General features: G+C 39.2%; 7 protein-coding genes. 6 read left to right on the plus strand and 1 reads right to left on the minus strand.

Annotated elements, in window-relative coordinates:
- A partial coding sequence (locus N8M16_RS08200; protein WP_261069970.1) for an SIALI-17 repeat-containing surface protein occupies nt 1–3,594 on the plus strand: 3,594 nt, incomplete at its 5' end.
- Between the two features lie 213 nt (nt 3,595–3,807).
- Here N8M16_RS08200 and N8M16_RS08205 read toward each other — a convergent pair.
- On the minus strand, nt 3,808–4,353 hold the full coding sequence (locus N8M16_RS08205) for an NADPH-dependent FMN reductase (protein WP_238096512.1): 546 nt from the start codon (nt 4,351–4,353) through the stop codon (nt 3,808–3,810).
- Nucleotides 4,354–4,745: 392 nt separating this feature from the next.
- Between N8M16_RS08205 and N8M16_RS08210 the strand changes: the two genes are divergently transcribed.
- The 5 genes from N8M16_RS08210 (at nt 4,746) to N8M16_RS08230 (ending at nt 15,724) form a co-directional block, all read left to right on the plus strand.
- Complete coding sequence (locus N8M16_RS08210; RefSeq protein WP_238096513.1) at nt 4,746–5,942, plus strand: MFS transporter; 1,197 nt, start codon at nt 4,746–4,748, stop codon at nt 5,940–5,942.
- Nucleotides 5,943–6,127: 185 nt separating this feature from the next.
- Nucleotides 6,128–6,616, plus strand: coding sequence for a cell wall elongation regulator TseB-like domain-containing protein (locus N8M16_RS08215; RefSeq protein WP_238096515.1), 489 nt, complete (start codon nt 6,128–6,130; stop codon nt 6,614–6,616).
- Nucleotides 6,613–7,791, plus strand: coding sequence for a pyridoxal phosphate-dependent aminotransferase (locus N8M16_RS08220; RefSeq protein ID WP_238096516.1), 1,179 nt, complete (start codon nt 6,613–6,615; stop codon nt 7,789–7,791). The genes N8M16_RS08215 and N8M16_RS08220 overlap by 4 nt, the downstream gene beginning before the upstream one ends.
- A 22-nt stretch (nt 7,792–7,813) precedes the next feature.
- Complete coding sequence (asnS, locus tag N8M16_RS08225; protein ID WP_000167160.1) at nt 7,814–9,157, plus strand: asparagine--tRNA ligase; 1,344 nt, start codon at nt 7,814–7,816, stop codon at nt 9,155–9,157.
- Nucleotides 9,158–9,427: 270 nt separating this feature from the next.
- Nucleotides 9,428–15,724 carry a YSIRK-type signal peptide-containing protein gene (locus N8M16_RS08230; protein ID WP_261069971.1) on the plus strand — a complete coding sequence of 2,099 codons (6,297 nt, stop codon included), beginning with the start codon at nt 9,428–9,430 and terminating at the stop codon, nt 15,722–15,724.
- Nucleotides 15,725–15,892 lie beyond the last annotated feature (168 nt).

Genomic DNA, 15,892 nt, shown 5'->3' on the forward strand with positions numbered 1-15,892 from the left:
AACTATAGCTGGTCAGAACAACCAGATACAAGTAAACCAGGAAGTAAGACAGGAAAAGTATTAATCACCTATCCAGACCATAGTACGGAAGAAGTGACGGTAACGGTAAACGTAACTCCTCAAAATGATGAATACACACCAACTGGAATCCCTCAAGAAGTGGACAATGGACACGTACCAGATCCAGAAGTAAGTGTAAACAAAACCGGCTTACCAGAAGGCACAACTGTTACATGGAAAGACACACCAGTTGTGAACACACCGGGCAGTCATCCAGGAGTAGCCTTAGTCCACTATCCAGATGGAACGGAAGATGAAGTAGAAGTCCCTGTCACAGTTAAGAAACAAAGTGACACGTTTAACCCAACGGCAAAAGAGCCAAACCAAACGGTTCGTCACAACGAAGTACCAGATCCAGAGAAAAGTATTAATACAAACGACTTACCAGCAGGAACAAACTATAGCTGGTCAGAACAACCAGATACAAGTAAACCAGGAAGTAAGACAGGAAAAGTATTAATCACCTATCCAGATAAGAGTACGGAAGAAGTGACGGTAACGGTAAACGTAACGCCACAAAAAGATGAATACACACCAACTGGAATCCCTCAAGAAGTGGACAATGGACACGTACCAAATCCAGAAACAAGTGTAAACAAAACCGGCTTACCAGAAGGCACAACTGTTACATGGAAGACAAGGCCAGATGTTAGCACACCAGGCAGTCATCCAGGAGTAGCCTTAGTTCATTATCCAGATGGAACGGAAGATGAAGTCGAAGTACCTGTCACAGTTAAGAAACAAAGTGACACCTTCAACCCAACTGCGAAACAACCAAACCAAACGGTTCGTCACAACGAAGTACCAGATCCAGAAAAAAGTATTAATACAAACGACTTACCAGCAGGAACAAACTATAGCTGGTCAGAACAACCAGACACAAGTAAACCAGGAAGTAAGACAGGAAAAGTATTAATCACTTACCCAGACCATAGTACGGAAGAAGTGACAGTAACAGTCGAAGTAACGCCACAAAAAGATGAATACAATCCAACCGCAATAGCGCAAGAAGTGGACAATGGTCACGTGCCAGATCCAGAAATAAGTGTAAACAAAACAGGCTTACCAGATGGAACAACAGTCACATGGAAGACAAGGCCAGATGTCAGCACACCAGGCAGTCATCCAGGAGTAGCCTTAGTTCATTATCCAGATGGAACGGAAGATGAAGTAGAAATTCCTGTCACAGTTAAGAAACAAAGTGACACCTTCAACCCAACGGCAAAAGAACCGAACCAAACTGTTCGTCACAACGAAGTACCAGATCCAGAGAAAAGTATTAATACAAATGACTTACCAAAAGGAACAAACTATAGCTGGTCAGAACAACCAGACACAAGTAAACCAGGAAGTAAGACAGGAAAAGTATTAATCACTTACCCAGATAAGAGTACGGAAGAAGTGACGGTAACGGTAAACGTAACTCCACAAAATGATGAATACAGCCCAACTGGTATTGCGCAAACCGTAGACAATGGACATGTGCCAGATCCAGAAACAAGTGTAAACAAAACAGGCTTACCAGAAGGCACAACCGTCACATGGAAAGAAACTCCAGTTGTGAATACACCAGGAAGTCATCCAGGAGTAGCCTTAGTTCATTATCCAGATGGAACGGAAGATGAAGTAGAAGTACCAGTCACAGTTAAGAAACAAAGTGACACCTTCAACCCAACGGCAAAAGAACCGAACCAAACTGTGCGTCACAACGAAGTACCAGATCCAGAGAAAAGTATTAATACAAATGACTTACCAAAAGGAACAAACTATAGCTGGTCAGAACAACCAGACACAAGTAAACCAGGAAGTAAGACAGGAAAAGTATTAATCACTTACCCAGATAAGAGTACGGAAGAAGTGACGGTAACGGTAAACGTAACGCCTCAAAATGATGAATACACACCAACTGGAATCCCTCAAGAAGTGGACAATGGACACGTACCAGATCCAGAAACAAGTGTAACCAAAACCGGCTTACCAGAAGGCACAACTGTTACATGGAAGACAAGGCCAGATGTCAGCACACCGGGCAGTCATCCAGGAGTAGCGTTAGTTCATTATCCAGATGGAACGGAAGATGAAGTCGAAGTACCAGTAAGGGTAAAAGAACAAAAAGATACCTTCAACCCAACGGCAAAAGAACCGAACCAAACTGTTCGTCACAACGAAGTACCAGATCCAGAGAAAAGTATTAATACAAATGACTTACCAAAAGGAACAAACTATAGCTGGTCAGAACAACCAGACACAAGTAAACCAGGAAGTAAGACAGGAAAAGTATTAATCACTTACCCAGATAAGAGTACGGAAGAAGTGACGGTAACGGTAAACGTAACGCCTCAAAATGATGAATACGATCCTCAACCAAAAGCACAAACAGTAGAACATGCTCAAGTACCATCTGCAAAAGATAGTATTGAAAATATAAAAACGTTACCAGAAGGAACGACTTTTGGATGGAAAGATGGAAAAATTCCAGATACTTCAAAACATGGGGAGAAAAAAGGTGTTGTAACTGTAACGTATCCAGATGGAAGTACAGAAGATGTTGATGTTGTAATTACTGTGAATCCAGAAGATTTCAGTCCAGTAGTTCCGATGGAAAAAGTACCTGTGAAAAATCCTGAGAACTTAAGTCCAGAAGAACAAGATAAAGTGAAAGAAAAAGTGACAAAAGCAAATCCAGGAAAAGATGTAACAGTTGATTCAAAAAGAAATGTGACAATTACAGATCCGGAAACAAAAGTCAGTCATGAAATTTCTCGAGATAAATTGGTATTTGCATATGCAAAAGGTGTACCAGAAATTTTGAAAATTCCAGAATTTAATGGAGGAGTAAATACCCCGGATTCGCCAGTTCATGAAGTTCCAGAGTTTGCAGGTGGAGTAAATGGTGAGCCAGAAATTCAAGAAACCTTACCGAAATTTAATGGCGGAGTGAACGCACCAAATTCACCAACACATGAAGTCCCAGAATTCAATGGAGGTGTGAATGGTGATCTTCCTGATCCAGTAGAAGTACCTAAAGTTCAACTGATTATCACTAAGTGGGTTGATGAAAATGGTAAAGAATTGAAACCAGCGGATTCCAAAGCTCCAACGGTATTAGGTGAAGCCAATGAAGCATTTGAACATGGTGAAATTGAAGGTTATGTATTTGTAAGAACAGAAACTAAAGGTGATGTTGTAACTCACATCTTCAGGAAAGTGAGTCCAGTTAGACCAACAGGTGACGCTCAGCAAAGACCAGCTGCACCATCTTACGATACAAATCCTAGACCGGATATTGCTACCCCTGCTGAGGTGCCAGCTACTCAACCGGCTGGACAACCAAGTCAAACAGTTGAAGTGTCTGCTCAATTGCAGAATGAAGTATCAGAAACGAATCCATCAGTTTCTCAACCGAAAGCAATATTGCCAAATACTGGTACACAAGAAGACCGTGCTACAGGAGCAATAGGGGTTCTCTCTCTTCTTGGCGCATTTGGTTTGCTATTTGCCAAAAAGAAAAAAGACGATGAAGAGGAAGCTTAAATAGATGATCTCATCTGATCCTTGGTAGCTTTCCCTACGTGAAGTCTTTGTAAATCAAAAAGAACTAGAAAACTCACTCATTTGTGAGAACTCTAGTTCTTTTTTCGTATTTCAAGAACTAGTCATTCGATTGTTGATGAATTGTCTAGTTCTTTTATATAGAGGGCTAAAAGTCTGTCCGATTGTCTGTTTTAGAATAGCAATTAGAGATGACTAGATTGCATTGACCAAATCTTGAGCTTGTTTTTCAAGTGAGTTTAGGACTGTTTCTTCAAGAACCAATTTTCCGTCTGCCCAAGCAGAGTCATTGACACGTGCAGCAGTGAAATCACCAACGACTTGTGTACGGATAAATGGCAAGAGGTACTTGTAGATAGCGAAAAGTTGATCGTGACCTGCATTGGCTACAGATGATACGGTGACAAACTTGTCTTGAAGGGCAGAAGCGCCACGTGTATCAGACAAGTCAAGGGCGCGAGATAGCCAATCAAGCAAGTTTTTCACTGTTCCAGGGATAGAGAAGTTGTAGACTGGAGAGAAGATCCAGATAGCATCCGCAGCCAGAACCGCTTCACGAGCAGCCGCTACAGCTGGGTGAGTTGGAACTTCCAAATCTTGGCTGAAGAGAGGAAGGGCTGAATAATCAAGATAGCTAACTTCCGCTTTGCCAGCAAGTGCTTTCTCAGCTTCGAGGGCCATTTGGTGGTTGAAAGAACCTTGGCGTAGTGATCCGACGATAAATAATACTTTTTTAGACATGATGTGTCTCCTTTTTCTTAAATTTCCGAGAAGCCTCTCGTTGTCATAAAATATATTACAACAAAACAAAAGGACTTGCAAGAAATTTGCTCAGAGTTAATTTGAAAACGATAAAATTACAGAAACTCTAGTCACTTGCGACTGAAATGCATTTGGTTTTCGCAGAGCATTCCTATATTCTCTTGTAATATGATGACATAAGTGCTAAAATAAACAAGAAAACTCGCAATAGAAACCGCAGAACGGCTATTTTCCGGTATCATTTCATAAATAATTAAAGGAATAATAATGGCATTGAAGAATGCTTCTAAAAAGGGGTGGAGATCATGTAAGGCACAGATTAACAAGTGACGGACAAAAGAAATAATAATACACTTGTTAAAGGAGAAAAGATGTTAATAAGAAATTATCGGAAGAATATTGGCCTGATGGCCGGGGTTGAGTTTTTTGCATTTTTAGGGATTACCAGTTTTTGGATTCTCTTTCTCAGTCAAAATGGAATGTCTCTTTGGCAGATTGGACTTTTGGAGAGTATTTTTCATACGACCAGTCTTCTCTGTGAAATTCCATCTGGTATGTTAGCTGACCGTTATTCCTATAAGACCAATCTTTATTTAAGTCGAATAGCAGGGATTGTGTCTTCTATTCTTATGTTGGCTGGGCAGGGAAATTTTTGGATTTATGCCCTAGCTATGGCGGTGAGTGCCTTGTCTTATAATTTTGATTCAGGAACAAGCGCAGCAATGGTCTATGACTCGGCTGTAGAGGCTGGACTAAAAGAACGCTATCTATCTATTTCAAGTTTCATGTCAGGATTAGCAGAAGGAACTCGTTCTTTGGGGACAGTGTTGGCGGGATTTTTTGTCCATGGTCAATTGCACCTGACCTACTATATTATGATTGTCACTTCTATCATAGTTCTTGTCTTGATTTGGATGCTGAAAGAACCTAGTGTCAAGGTAGAAAAAGCTGATAGTGTGACCATGAAACAGATTATTTGGACTGTTAAGGAAGAGTTGGAGCGAAATCCCATGCTCTTCAACTGGATGATTTTGTCTCAGATTGTCGGCACACTCATGTGCATGTTTTATTTTTACTATCAAAATCAGTTACCAGATTTAAGTGGTTGGCAAATTTCAGCAGTTATGCTACTTGGAAGTCTCTTGAATATCCTCGCAGTCTATCTAGCGAGTAAGCTTGGAAAGAAATATGCTGCCTTGAATTTTTTCCCTATCCTCGTCCTGCTGACTGGAGTCACCTATATGCTGTCCTACTTTGGAACACCTCTAATCTATATTTTGATTTATTTGATTAGCAATGCTCTATATGCTCTTTTTCAGCCGATTTTTGACAATGATTTGCAAGAGCGCCTCCCAAGCGAAGTAAGGGCAACCATGCTGAGTGTCTACTCTATGATGTTTAGCCTCAGTATGATTGTGTTTTTCCCGCTGACAGGCTGGTTGATTGACCATTTAGGCTTTGTGCTAACATTTCTTTATCTAGGCTTCTTTTTAGCCATGATTGGCCTTCTACTACCTATCTTTTTAGGAAAAATGGCTAAAAGAATGGATGATAAAGTGATTCTATAAAGTAAAGAACTTACGAAAACTTGAGTGCTAAGCTCAGGTTTTTTGATACGTTTATGTTGCTTGTGTCTTTCCTTTTCTTGCTCGGTTTTAACTAAGAAAAATCGATTTACTTTGAAGGAAGAAATAATATAGGTTTGTTCTTGCATTCGCTTGTAATAAAGCCCAATAGATGGTAAAATAGACGAGTGAAAAAAAGACAAAACAAAGCAAAAAATAATCTACTGTGGCAGTATGGTATAGGGATGACGATTTTGTTTGTGGTTATCAGTGCTTCCTTTCTGTATCTAGTGTTTTTGGGTATGAAACCTTATCAAACAGCTAAAAGTGAAGGAGAAAAATTAGCTCAGCAGTATGCAGGATTAGAGCAGGCTGATCAGGTTGACTTATACAATGGCTTGGAATCTTATTACAGTGTTCTTGGTCATAATAAACAGCAAGAAGCACTTGCTGTCCTGATTGGAAAAGATGACCATAAGATTTACGTTTATCAGCTAAATCAAGGTGTTTCACAAGAAAAAGCAGAAGCTGTTTCGAAGGAAAAAGGAGCTGGCGAGATTGACAAGATTACCTTTGGTCGTTATCAAGACAAGCCAATTTGGGAAGTCAAGTCAGGCTCTGATTTTTACCTAGTAGATTTTGAAACAGGAGCATTGGTCAATAAGGAGGGCCTATGAAACTATCCAACCGTGTTTTAGAAATGGAAGAAAGTGTGACTCTGGCTAGTGATGCAAGAGCAAAGAAGTTAAAGGCTGAAGGAAAAGATGTACTTTTCTTAACTTTAGGTCAGCCCGATTTCCATACTCCCAAAAATATTCAAGATGCAGCTGTTGCAGCCATTCGAGATGGACGTGCTTCTTTCTATACGGTAGCTTCAGGTTTGCCTGAGTTAAAAGCAGCAGTCAATACCTATTTTGAGCGTTATTATGGTTATTCCGTAGCGGCCAACGAAGTCACATTTGCTACCGGTGCTAAGTTCTCACTCTATACTTTCTTTATGGCTGTGGTCAATCCAGGTGATGAAGTGATTATCCCAACCCCATACTGGGTCAGCTATGGAGACCAGGTCAAGATGGCTGGTGGTGTTCCAGTCTTTGTTCCTGCTAAGGAAGACAATCACTTTAAGGTGACCGTAGAGCAGTTAGAAGCAGCTCGTACAGATAAAACTAAGGTTTTGGTGTTGAATTCGCCATCCAATCCGACAGGAATGATATACACCCGTGAGGAACTCTTGGCTATCGGAAATTGGGCTGTTGAATATGACATTCTCATCCTAGCAGATGATATTTATGGTCGTTTGGTCTATAACGGGAATGAGTTCGTACCAATCTCTAGTCTATCAGAAGCCATTCGCAAGCAAACCATCGTCATTAACGGTGTATCAAAAGCTTATGCCATGACAGGTTGGCGGGTAGGCTATGCAGTGGGTGATCCAGAAATCATTGCTGCTATGAGCAAATTGACAGGTCAAACAACTTCTAACCTAACTGCTGTTTCACAATATGCAACTATCGAAGCCTTAACTGGACCGCAAGATTCTGTGGAAGTTATGCGTCAAGCATTTGAAGAACGTCTCAATACCATCTATCCACTCTTGTGTGAAGTCCCTGGTTTTGAAGTGGTCAAACCGCAAGGGGCCTTCTATCTCTTCCCAAATGTCAAAAAGGCCATGGAGATGAAAGGCTATACGGATGTGACTGACTTTACAACAGCTATTCTTGAGGAAGTTGGTTTGGCACTCATAACAGGAGCAGGTTTTGGAGCGCCAGAAAATGTCCGCCTCAGCTATGCGACAGACCTAGACACGCTTAAAGAAGCAGTTAAACGCTTGAAAGCATTTATGGAAAAATAAAAGAAAAAGAAAAGGAAAAATAATGACAAAACGTGTAACGATTATTGATGTAAAAGACTATGTTGGTCAGGAAGTGACGATTGGCGCTTGGGTTGCCAACAAATCAGGAAAAGGGAAAATCGCCTTCTTGCAATTGCGTGATGGAACAGCCTTCTTCCAAGGTGTGGCCTTTAAACCAAACTTTGTAGAGAAATTTGGTGAAGAAGTAGGACTTGAGAAGTTTGATGTTATCAAACGCTTGAGCCAAGAAACGTCTGTCTATGTGACAGGTATTGTCAAAGAAGACGAACGTTCTAAGTTTGGCTATGAGTTGGACATTACAGACATCGAAGTGATTGGTGAGTCTCAAGACTACCCAATTACACCAAAAGAACACGGAACAGACTTCTTGATGGACAACCGTCACTTGTGGCTTCGTTCTCGTAAGCAAGTAGCGGTGATGCAAATCCGTAACGCTATCATCTATGCAACTTATGAGTTCTTTGACAAGAATGGTTTCATGAAGTTTGATAGCCCAATCCTTTCAGGAAATGCGGCTGAAGATTCAACTGAACTCTTTGAAACCGACTACTTCGGAACTCCAGCCTACTTGAGCCAATCAGGTCAGCTTTACCTTGAAGCAGGTGCTATGGCTCTTGGTCGTGTCTTTGACTTTGGCCCAGTATTCCGTGCTGAAAAATCAAAAACACGCCGTCACTTGACTGAGTTCTGGATGATGGATGCTGAGTACTCATACTTGACACACGATGAGTCACTTGATTTGCAAGAAGCTTATGTAAAAGCCCTTCTTCAAGGTGTTCTTGACCGTGCACCTCAAGCCTTGGAAACTTTGGAACGTGATACAGAACTCTTGAAACGCTACATTGCAGAGCCATTCAAACGTATCACTTACGATCAAGCTATTGACCTCTTGCAAGAGCATGAAAACGATGAAGATGCTGACTACGAACATCTTGAGCATGGTGATGACTTTGGTTCACCACATGAAACTTGGATTTCAAACCACTTTGGTGTGCCAACTTTTGTTATGAACTATCCAGCAGCCATCAAGGCCTTCTACATGAAACCAGTTCCTGGAAATCCAGAGCGCGTGCTTTGTGCAGACTTGCTTGCTCCTGAAGGTTATGGAGAAATCATCGGTGGTTCTATGCGTGAGGAAGATTACGATGCCCTTGTCGCAAAAATGGATGAACTTGGCATGGATCGTACAGAATATGAATTCTACCTTGACCTTCGTAAATACGGTACAGTTCCACACGGAGGATTTGGTATCGGTATCGAACGTATGGTAACCTTTGCAGCAGGAACAAAACACATCCGTGAAGCTATCCCATTCCCACGTATGTTGCACCGTATCAAACCGTAAATAAATATATAAAAGTAAAAGGTCAAATTGGCCTTTTATTTTTTATGATGAAATCTCATAAAACGTTGATTAATATATATATATATAGAAAAATCCTCATATTTTGCAAATAAACGTAGACAGTTTAATTGAAATAATGTTATAATGTAAATTAGGGATTGAGTACCTAAGTGTAGCTGCTTTAATGTATAAATTAAGCTGGAAATGGAGGCGTTGTTTAAATACTTGGGTGTAATTCCGCAATTAAAATTTATTTAAAAAGGAGAAAATATGTATTCAAGAATGGACAAGTACCACGGACAAAAGGTCCAGCGCTTTTCAATCCGTAAGTATAGTTTTGGTGCAGCATCAGTAGCTGTAGCAGCCTATATGATGTTTGGTGGTGCAGCGACTGTTCACGCAGATGTAACACCTTCAACAACTACAACAAACGAACAAGTAAACCCTGACACTGGAAATCAATCAGGCTCAACAACTCCTCTAGTTTCAAATGAAACTGCTACATCAACAGCTGAGCAACCAGCAACCCCAGCTACAGCAACCCCAGCTCCTGAGGTCGCACCAGCAGAAACACCAAAAGCTGCAGAAGCATCAGCTACAAAGGCTGACACAAGTAAGTTGGAAGCAGCTATTGCTCGTATGGAAGCAGCTCTTGAGAAAGCTGGTCTAACTGAAAAGACTGCCTCAGTCATTGAAGCAGCAAAAGCAGAACTTGCTAAGGCTCAAGCCCTTCTTTCAAACGATAAAGCAACACAAACAGAAGTTGATTATTCAACAAGTTCTTTGAAAAACAGAGCTTTCGTATTAGAAAGTATGCCAAAAGCAACTGCTGATAAAAAAGAAAACAAAAACCAAGATCCACGTAATGGTCAAGCCATTCCTGGTCAAGGTGAAAGTGGATTTAGAACAGTTGATACAACTGCAGCTAACTCAGCAGAAGAAGCAGCTAAATACAAAGCTGAAAGAGATAACGCTTTAACTGAATTACAAGCAAATATTGCTAAAATTCAAGCTAAACTTGATGAACAAAAAGCAAAAGATGCGAATAAAAAAGATCAAGCAGTAATTGATACTTACACTAAAGTTATTGAAAAAGCTAATGGTGTAGTAACGAAAGCGAATGCTGCAACTGCAACATCAGCTCAAGCAATGAGTCAACAAGCAGAAGCTGTTAAATCTGAACGTGACTTATTAGCATTTTACTTAGCAGGAAAAACTGAATTAGGCGCTCCAGTAAGTGAAAACCATGCTGCTTATGGTAACAACCCTAAAAACGGGGTATTCGAAAGCTTAAAAGAAGGTTTCGGAGATAAAGTAACATTCACTGATGCTGATAAAAAATCAGAAACAATTGCTAAACAATATGAAAGTGGACGTGACATTACTAATAAAGTAAATAATGTTCCAAATGCAAAAGATCCAATCGGTAGTGCAACATATAACTGGCAAGAAAAAGCTATTACAAAAGCTGATGCAGAAGCTGGTATGTTAAATGGTTGGAAAATTGAAAAAGGTGAAAAAGTTAATGCGGTTAAACCACTTGATGTAACAAATGTTACAGATAAAGATGGACAACCAAGTACACGTGAAGTTCCAAAATCTAAAATCTATTCAAACGATGGAGAATTAAAAAAATACCAAACTTCAGGTGAAAAAAGTTATGTTAATGGTAGTGGTGCTGTTCCTTCAGTAACTCCAACAATTGATGTAATGAGAAAAAATGTGTTCGGTGAAGTGAAAAACCGTGATTACTATCTAGAATTAGGAAGTAAAGGTACAACACTTTCGAAAGAATTCGATGTAAACGGAAATTCTCGTCTAAATGTTAACTTAATTCATAGTGCTGCATATGGTGGTTCAACATCAACATCATCAGGTGAAAGAGTTAAATTAACAATCGTAGATGCATTCACTGGTAAAGAAATCAAACCAGTTGAAGGTAAAAATGGTCCTTTAGCAACTGAACAAGCTGCTCTTGCTGCTAACGGATGGAACCACCTAGACCGTATTTATGATATTCCAGCTGAAACAACTAAAATTAAAGTGTTAATTGAAGCAGGAAGTCAAGGAACAAATAGTTTAATTAATGATAACAAAATCAATATTAAAGATGGTTACTTAATCGGTGGTATTGGTATCGCAACTGCTCCAGCTGCTGAAGTATTAACTAATGTTCGTTCAGGAAACAAAAGTTTTGAATTCGGATATACAAAAGATACAATTTATGATAAAGGTCAAAAAGGTGTATTTGATATCGATATTAAAAACACTGGTGGAATGAATATTGACTACTATGCTGCATCAAATGTTGAAGTAACAGTAGAAGTTCCTAAAGGTGTAGTATTAGAAGATAAAATCTACAATGCAAATGGTGGATCAAACTGGTTAGGAAATGTTTGGGCAAATACAATCAAATGGGTTCCTAACGATCCAAGTGATAACTCAAAAGGTGGTAAATTAACTTATAACGTACCAGCCGGAAATCGTATGGCTGCTGCAGAGACAAACTCTCGTAAAACAAGTATTCCATTTACAGCAGCAGATAACTTCGTAGGACCAGCTGACTTTAAAGTAACAGTTAAGAGTGGTTTTGGAGATACGGATGCAGAAGGTAACAGACTGTACTCATATACTGCAAATGGATTAAAACCATCTTATGAAAATGAATTTAACCGTAATGGTTTAGCAAATTCAGATGATCCAAACCACAAATATGGTAGAGAAATCTTCATTAATAGTTTACAAACTAACTCAGTCATTACAGTACCAATTAACACAAATGACGAACAACTTAAAGCAATTGCTTATGCAAAAGCACAAGAAGCAATTAAAACTCCAGAGTTTACTAAATTATTAAATGATGTTACTGGTACAGCTGCCTTAGGTGACACTAATGGTTCTACTTTAGTTAAAAAAGATGACATCGAAATTACTAAAGTTGCTGAAGATGGACGTGGGGTTGTTAAGGTACCTGTAACGTATACAGTAGATGGCAAAACATATGAGACTACTGTTGATATTGAGGTAAACGTTGTTAAATCAACTACAAAACCAGTTGTAGTATTTGAAGGTGATGAAATTACACCTGCTAGTGTTAAAGAAAAAGTAGAACCAGCTACTACCCTTGGTAAAGGTACTGCTAATGAACCAAAAGCAAGTGATATCTTCAAAACTGATGGAAAAGCTGGTCAAACTGGATTAACAATTCCAACAACAGTTACTCACAATGTAGATGGAACTGAAGTTACAGAAAATGTAACAGTACCAGTTACTGTTCTTCCTAGAACAGAAGGTGAAGTTGACGTACCTAAAGGAGCTACTCCAGATAAAGTTAAGGATACTTTAAAAGCTAAAGCAGAAGAGTTAATTAAAACTCCTGACTTCCCTGAAAAAGTGCCAGAAGGATACACTGTTACAGTAGGAGAAATTCCAGAATTACCTGCTGATATAGCAAATAAAAAAGGTGAGCCTGTAGTTGTAAAAGTTCCAGTAACATTTACATCTCCAGACGGAACAACTTATACTTCAGAAATTCCAGTAACAGTTAACGTAAAAGGTTCAGAAGTGAAACCTGTATACGTAGTGGAAGGAAATCAACCAAAACCAGCAGATGTTACAGCAGCTGTAACACCTGATAAAGATGGAGACTTAACACCTGTAACTGAAGCTGACATCAATAAAGACGTTCCTACAGATAAAGTTAAAGTAGGAGCAACAGATTTAGCAGTTAAAGCAACGGTTAAATATCCAACTGGTGATGAAACAGTTGATGTCCCAGTTAAAGTATTACCAAAAGCAACACCAACAGGTGTGACAGTGCTTAAGGATACTGATGATACTGCTCTAACAAATGTTGTGAAAGAAAAAGCGAATGAAGCAGTAAGTAAATTAACAAACTTACCAGCTGGAATTACTGCATCACTAGATGAAAGAGAAACTTCTTACACATTACCAAAAACAGATTCAAATGGGGACAAAGATACAGTTCCTGTAAAAGTATTATATAAAGATGATAAAGGTAATGTAGTTGGTGAAGATACAATTAACGTACCAGTTAAAGTAGTAAGCTCAACACCAAAACCAGTAGTCGTATTCGAAGGTGACACACCAAAATTAGACAAAGATTCAGTAACACCAGGTGAAGGTGGAACAGTTGGAGAACCAACAACAGTTCCATCTACAAAAGATAAAGCTGGAGCTACAGATGTAACAGTTGATGTACCAGTAACTTACGACAATGGAAAAGTGACTGAAACAGTTAAAGTTCCAGTAACAGTATTACCAAAAGCAACAGCTGATGTAACAGTAGTTAAGAATACTACTCCAGATAAACTGAAAGAATTAGCAAAAGATAAAGCTAAAGAAGCAGTTGAAGCAACAGACTTCAAATCTAAATTACCAAACGGTGCAACAGTAACTGTTGGTGATGTAACTGAAGATGTATTAGCTAAAATAACAGCTGAAAAAGGTACAAACACAGGAACTGTTAATGTGCCAGTAACATACACAGTTGATGGAAAAGATTACACAACTACAATCCCAGTAACAGTAAATGTTAAAGGTTCAGATGTAAAACCTGTATACGTTGTAGAAGGTGATAAACCAAAAGCTGAAGATGTAAACAAAGCAATCACTCCTGATACTGATGGAACTACAACACCAGTAACTGAGGATGACATCAACAAAGATATCCCAACAACTGAAGGAAAAGTAGGTTCACCAGATGTTAAAGTTACTACTAAAGTAACTTATAAAGATGGTGGAGACGAAGAAGTAACAGTACCTGTTACAGTATTACCAAAAGTTAAACCAGAAGGTGTAACAGTACCAAAAGATGCTGATAAGACTGAATTAGCAAAAGTTGTTAAAGAAAAAGCAGAAGAAGCAGCTAAAAAACTTGAAGGTCTTCCAGACGGTGTAACAGTTACAGTAACAGATGTTAATACAACTCCTGGAACAGATACTGTAGGTAAACAAACTCCAGCAACTGTAACAGTTGAATACAAAGATAAAGATGGAAACAAAATCACTAAAGTGATTGAAGTACCAGTAAACGTTGTGTCTTCAACACCACCATCAGTAGTAGTATTTGAAGGTGACACACCAAATTCTGAAGAAATTAAGAAAGGTATTACACCAGGTGAAGGTGGAACAGTAGGAGACCCTACAAAAGTTCCATCTACAGTAGGAAAAGCAGGGGATAAAGACGTTGAAGTAGAAGTACCAGTAACATACGGAAATGGTAAATTCAAAGAAAACGTTAAAGTTCCAGTAACAGTACTACCAAAACCAAAAGCTGGAGAAGTTGTTGTACCAAAAGATCTTTCAGAGAAAGAATTAAAAGATAAAGTTGGTAAAGATGCAGAAAATGCAATCAACAACGAAGAATTCAAGAAAAAACTTCCTGAAGGAGCAACTGTTAAAGTTGATTTAACAAATGTTACAGTACCAAAAACTTCAGAGCCAGGAAAAGCTGGAGAAGTAGAAGTACCAGTGATTTACACTGTCAATGGTAAAGAGTACAAAACAACAGTTAAAGTACCAGTAACAGTGGTTGAAGGTAAAGAACAACTTGTACCAAAAGGTGATACTCCAGATCCAAAAGATAACATTACACCAGGAAATTACCCAGAAGGAGCTACATTCGAATACGATACACCAGTAGATACTTCTAAACCAGGTAAAAAAGAAGCTGTTGTTATTGTTAAGGATAAAGATGGTAAAGAAATTGTACGAGTTCCTGTAGTAGTGAATGTGGTAGAACCAAAAGTTACACCAATCATTGTTCCAGAAAGAACTAAATTAACTAAAGAAGATGTACAAAAACACATCGAAATCCCAGGAGTAACTGGATGGGAAATCGTAGGGGAACCAGAACTTCCTGAAACATTCCCTGCAGGTGTAAGACCATCAGCAACAGTTACAGTTAAATTACCAAACGGTAAAACAATGAAAGTACAAGTACCAGTAATTGCTACACCAACTGTAACACCAATCGTTGTACCTCAAGGAACAACAATTACACCAGATGATGTGAAGAAACACGTCAACATTCCTAAAGAATCAGGATGGGAAATTATTGAAGTTGGAGAAATCCCAACAACTGAAACACCTGGAGAAAAAACAGCTGTTAAAGTGAAGGTGAAATTACCAACTGGTGAAATTATCGAATTGGAAGTACCAGTAAAAGTAACTCCTAACAATTCATTAATTCCTCAAACAGAACCATCACCAGCAACTCCAGCTCCACAAACACCACAGACTCCACAACCTGCTGGACCAACTGCTCCTGAACAGCCTGTAACTCCTACGGAACCAGGACAACCAGCAACACCTAATCAAACTCAACCAGCGGCACCAGCTCAAGCAGACACAACAGTAGCAACTGACACAACTGCTCAACCAGTATCTGCGACAACTGCTAAACCAGCAACACCTAAATATGTTGAAGGTCAAAAAGAATTGCCTAACACTGGTACAGAAGATCATGCTAGCCTAGCAGCACTTGGACTTCTTGGAGTATTGAGTGGATTTGGTCTTGTGGCACGCAAGAAAAAAGAGGACTAAAAACTTATAGTTTTTGAGAAGATGATTCGTCATCTTCTTTTTTTGGCTTTTTGTCAACTGTAGTGGATTGAAGAAAAGCGGCTATATCTATAGGGGATTTACCCGCTACAAATAGTACATCTCAGAAATAGTATAAATTTATTTTTGAGATGATAGTTTATCGTTCTC

The organism is Streptococcus mitis, assembly GCF_946188375.1.
GTDB lineage: Bacteria > Bacillota > Bacilli > Lactobacillales > Streptococcaceae > Streptococcus > Streptococcus mitis_CX.

Bases quoted from the DNA above. Each gene is read 5' to 3' on its own strand.
- N8M16_RS08205 (WP_238096512.1), bottom strand. From the start codon at position 4,353: ATGTCTAAAAAAGTATTATTTATCGTCGGATCACTACGCCAAGGTTCT.
- N8M16_RS08210 (WP_238096513.1), top strand. From the start codon at position 4,746: ATGTTAATAAGAAATTATCGGAAGAATATTGGCCTGATGGCCGGGGTT.
- N8M16_RS08220 (WP_238096516.1), top strand. From the start codon at position 6,613: ATGAAACTATCCAACCGTGTTTTAGAAATGGAAGAAAGTGTGACTCTG.
- asnS (WP_000167160.1), top strand. From the start codon at position 7,814: ATGACAAAACGTGTAACGATTATTGATGTAAAAGACTATGTTGGTCAG.
- N8M16_RS08230 (WP_261069971.1), top strand. From the start codon at position 9,428: ATGTATTCAAGAATGGACAAGTACCACGGACAAAAGGTCCAGCGCTTT.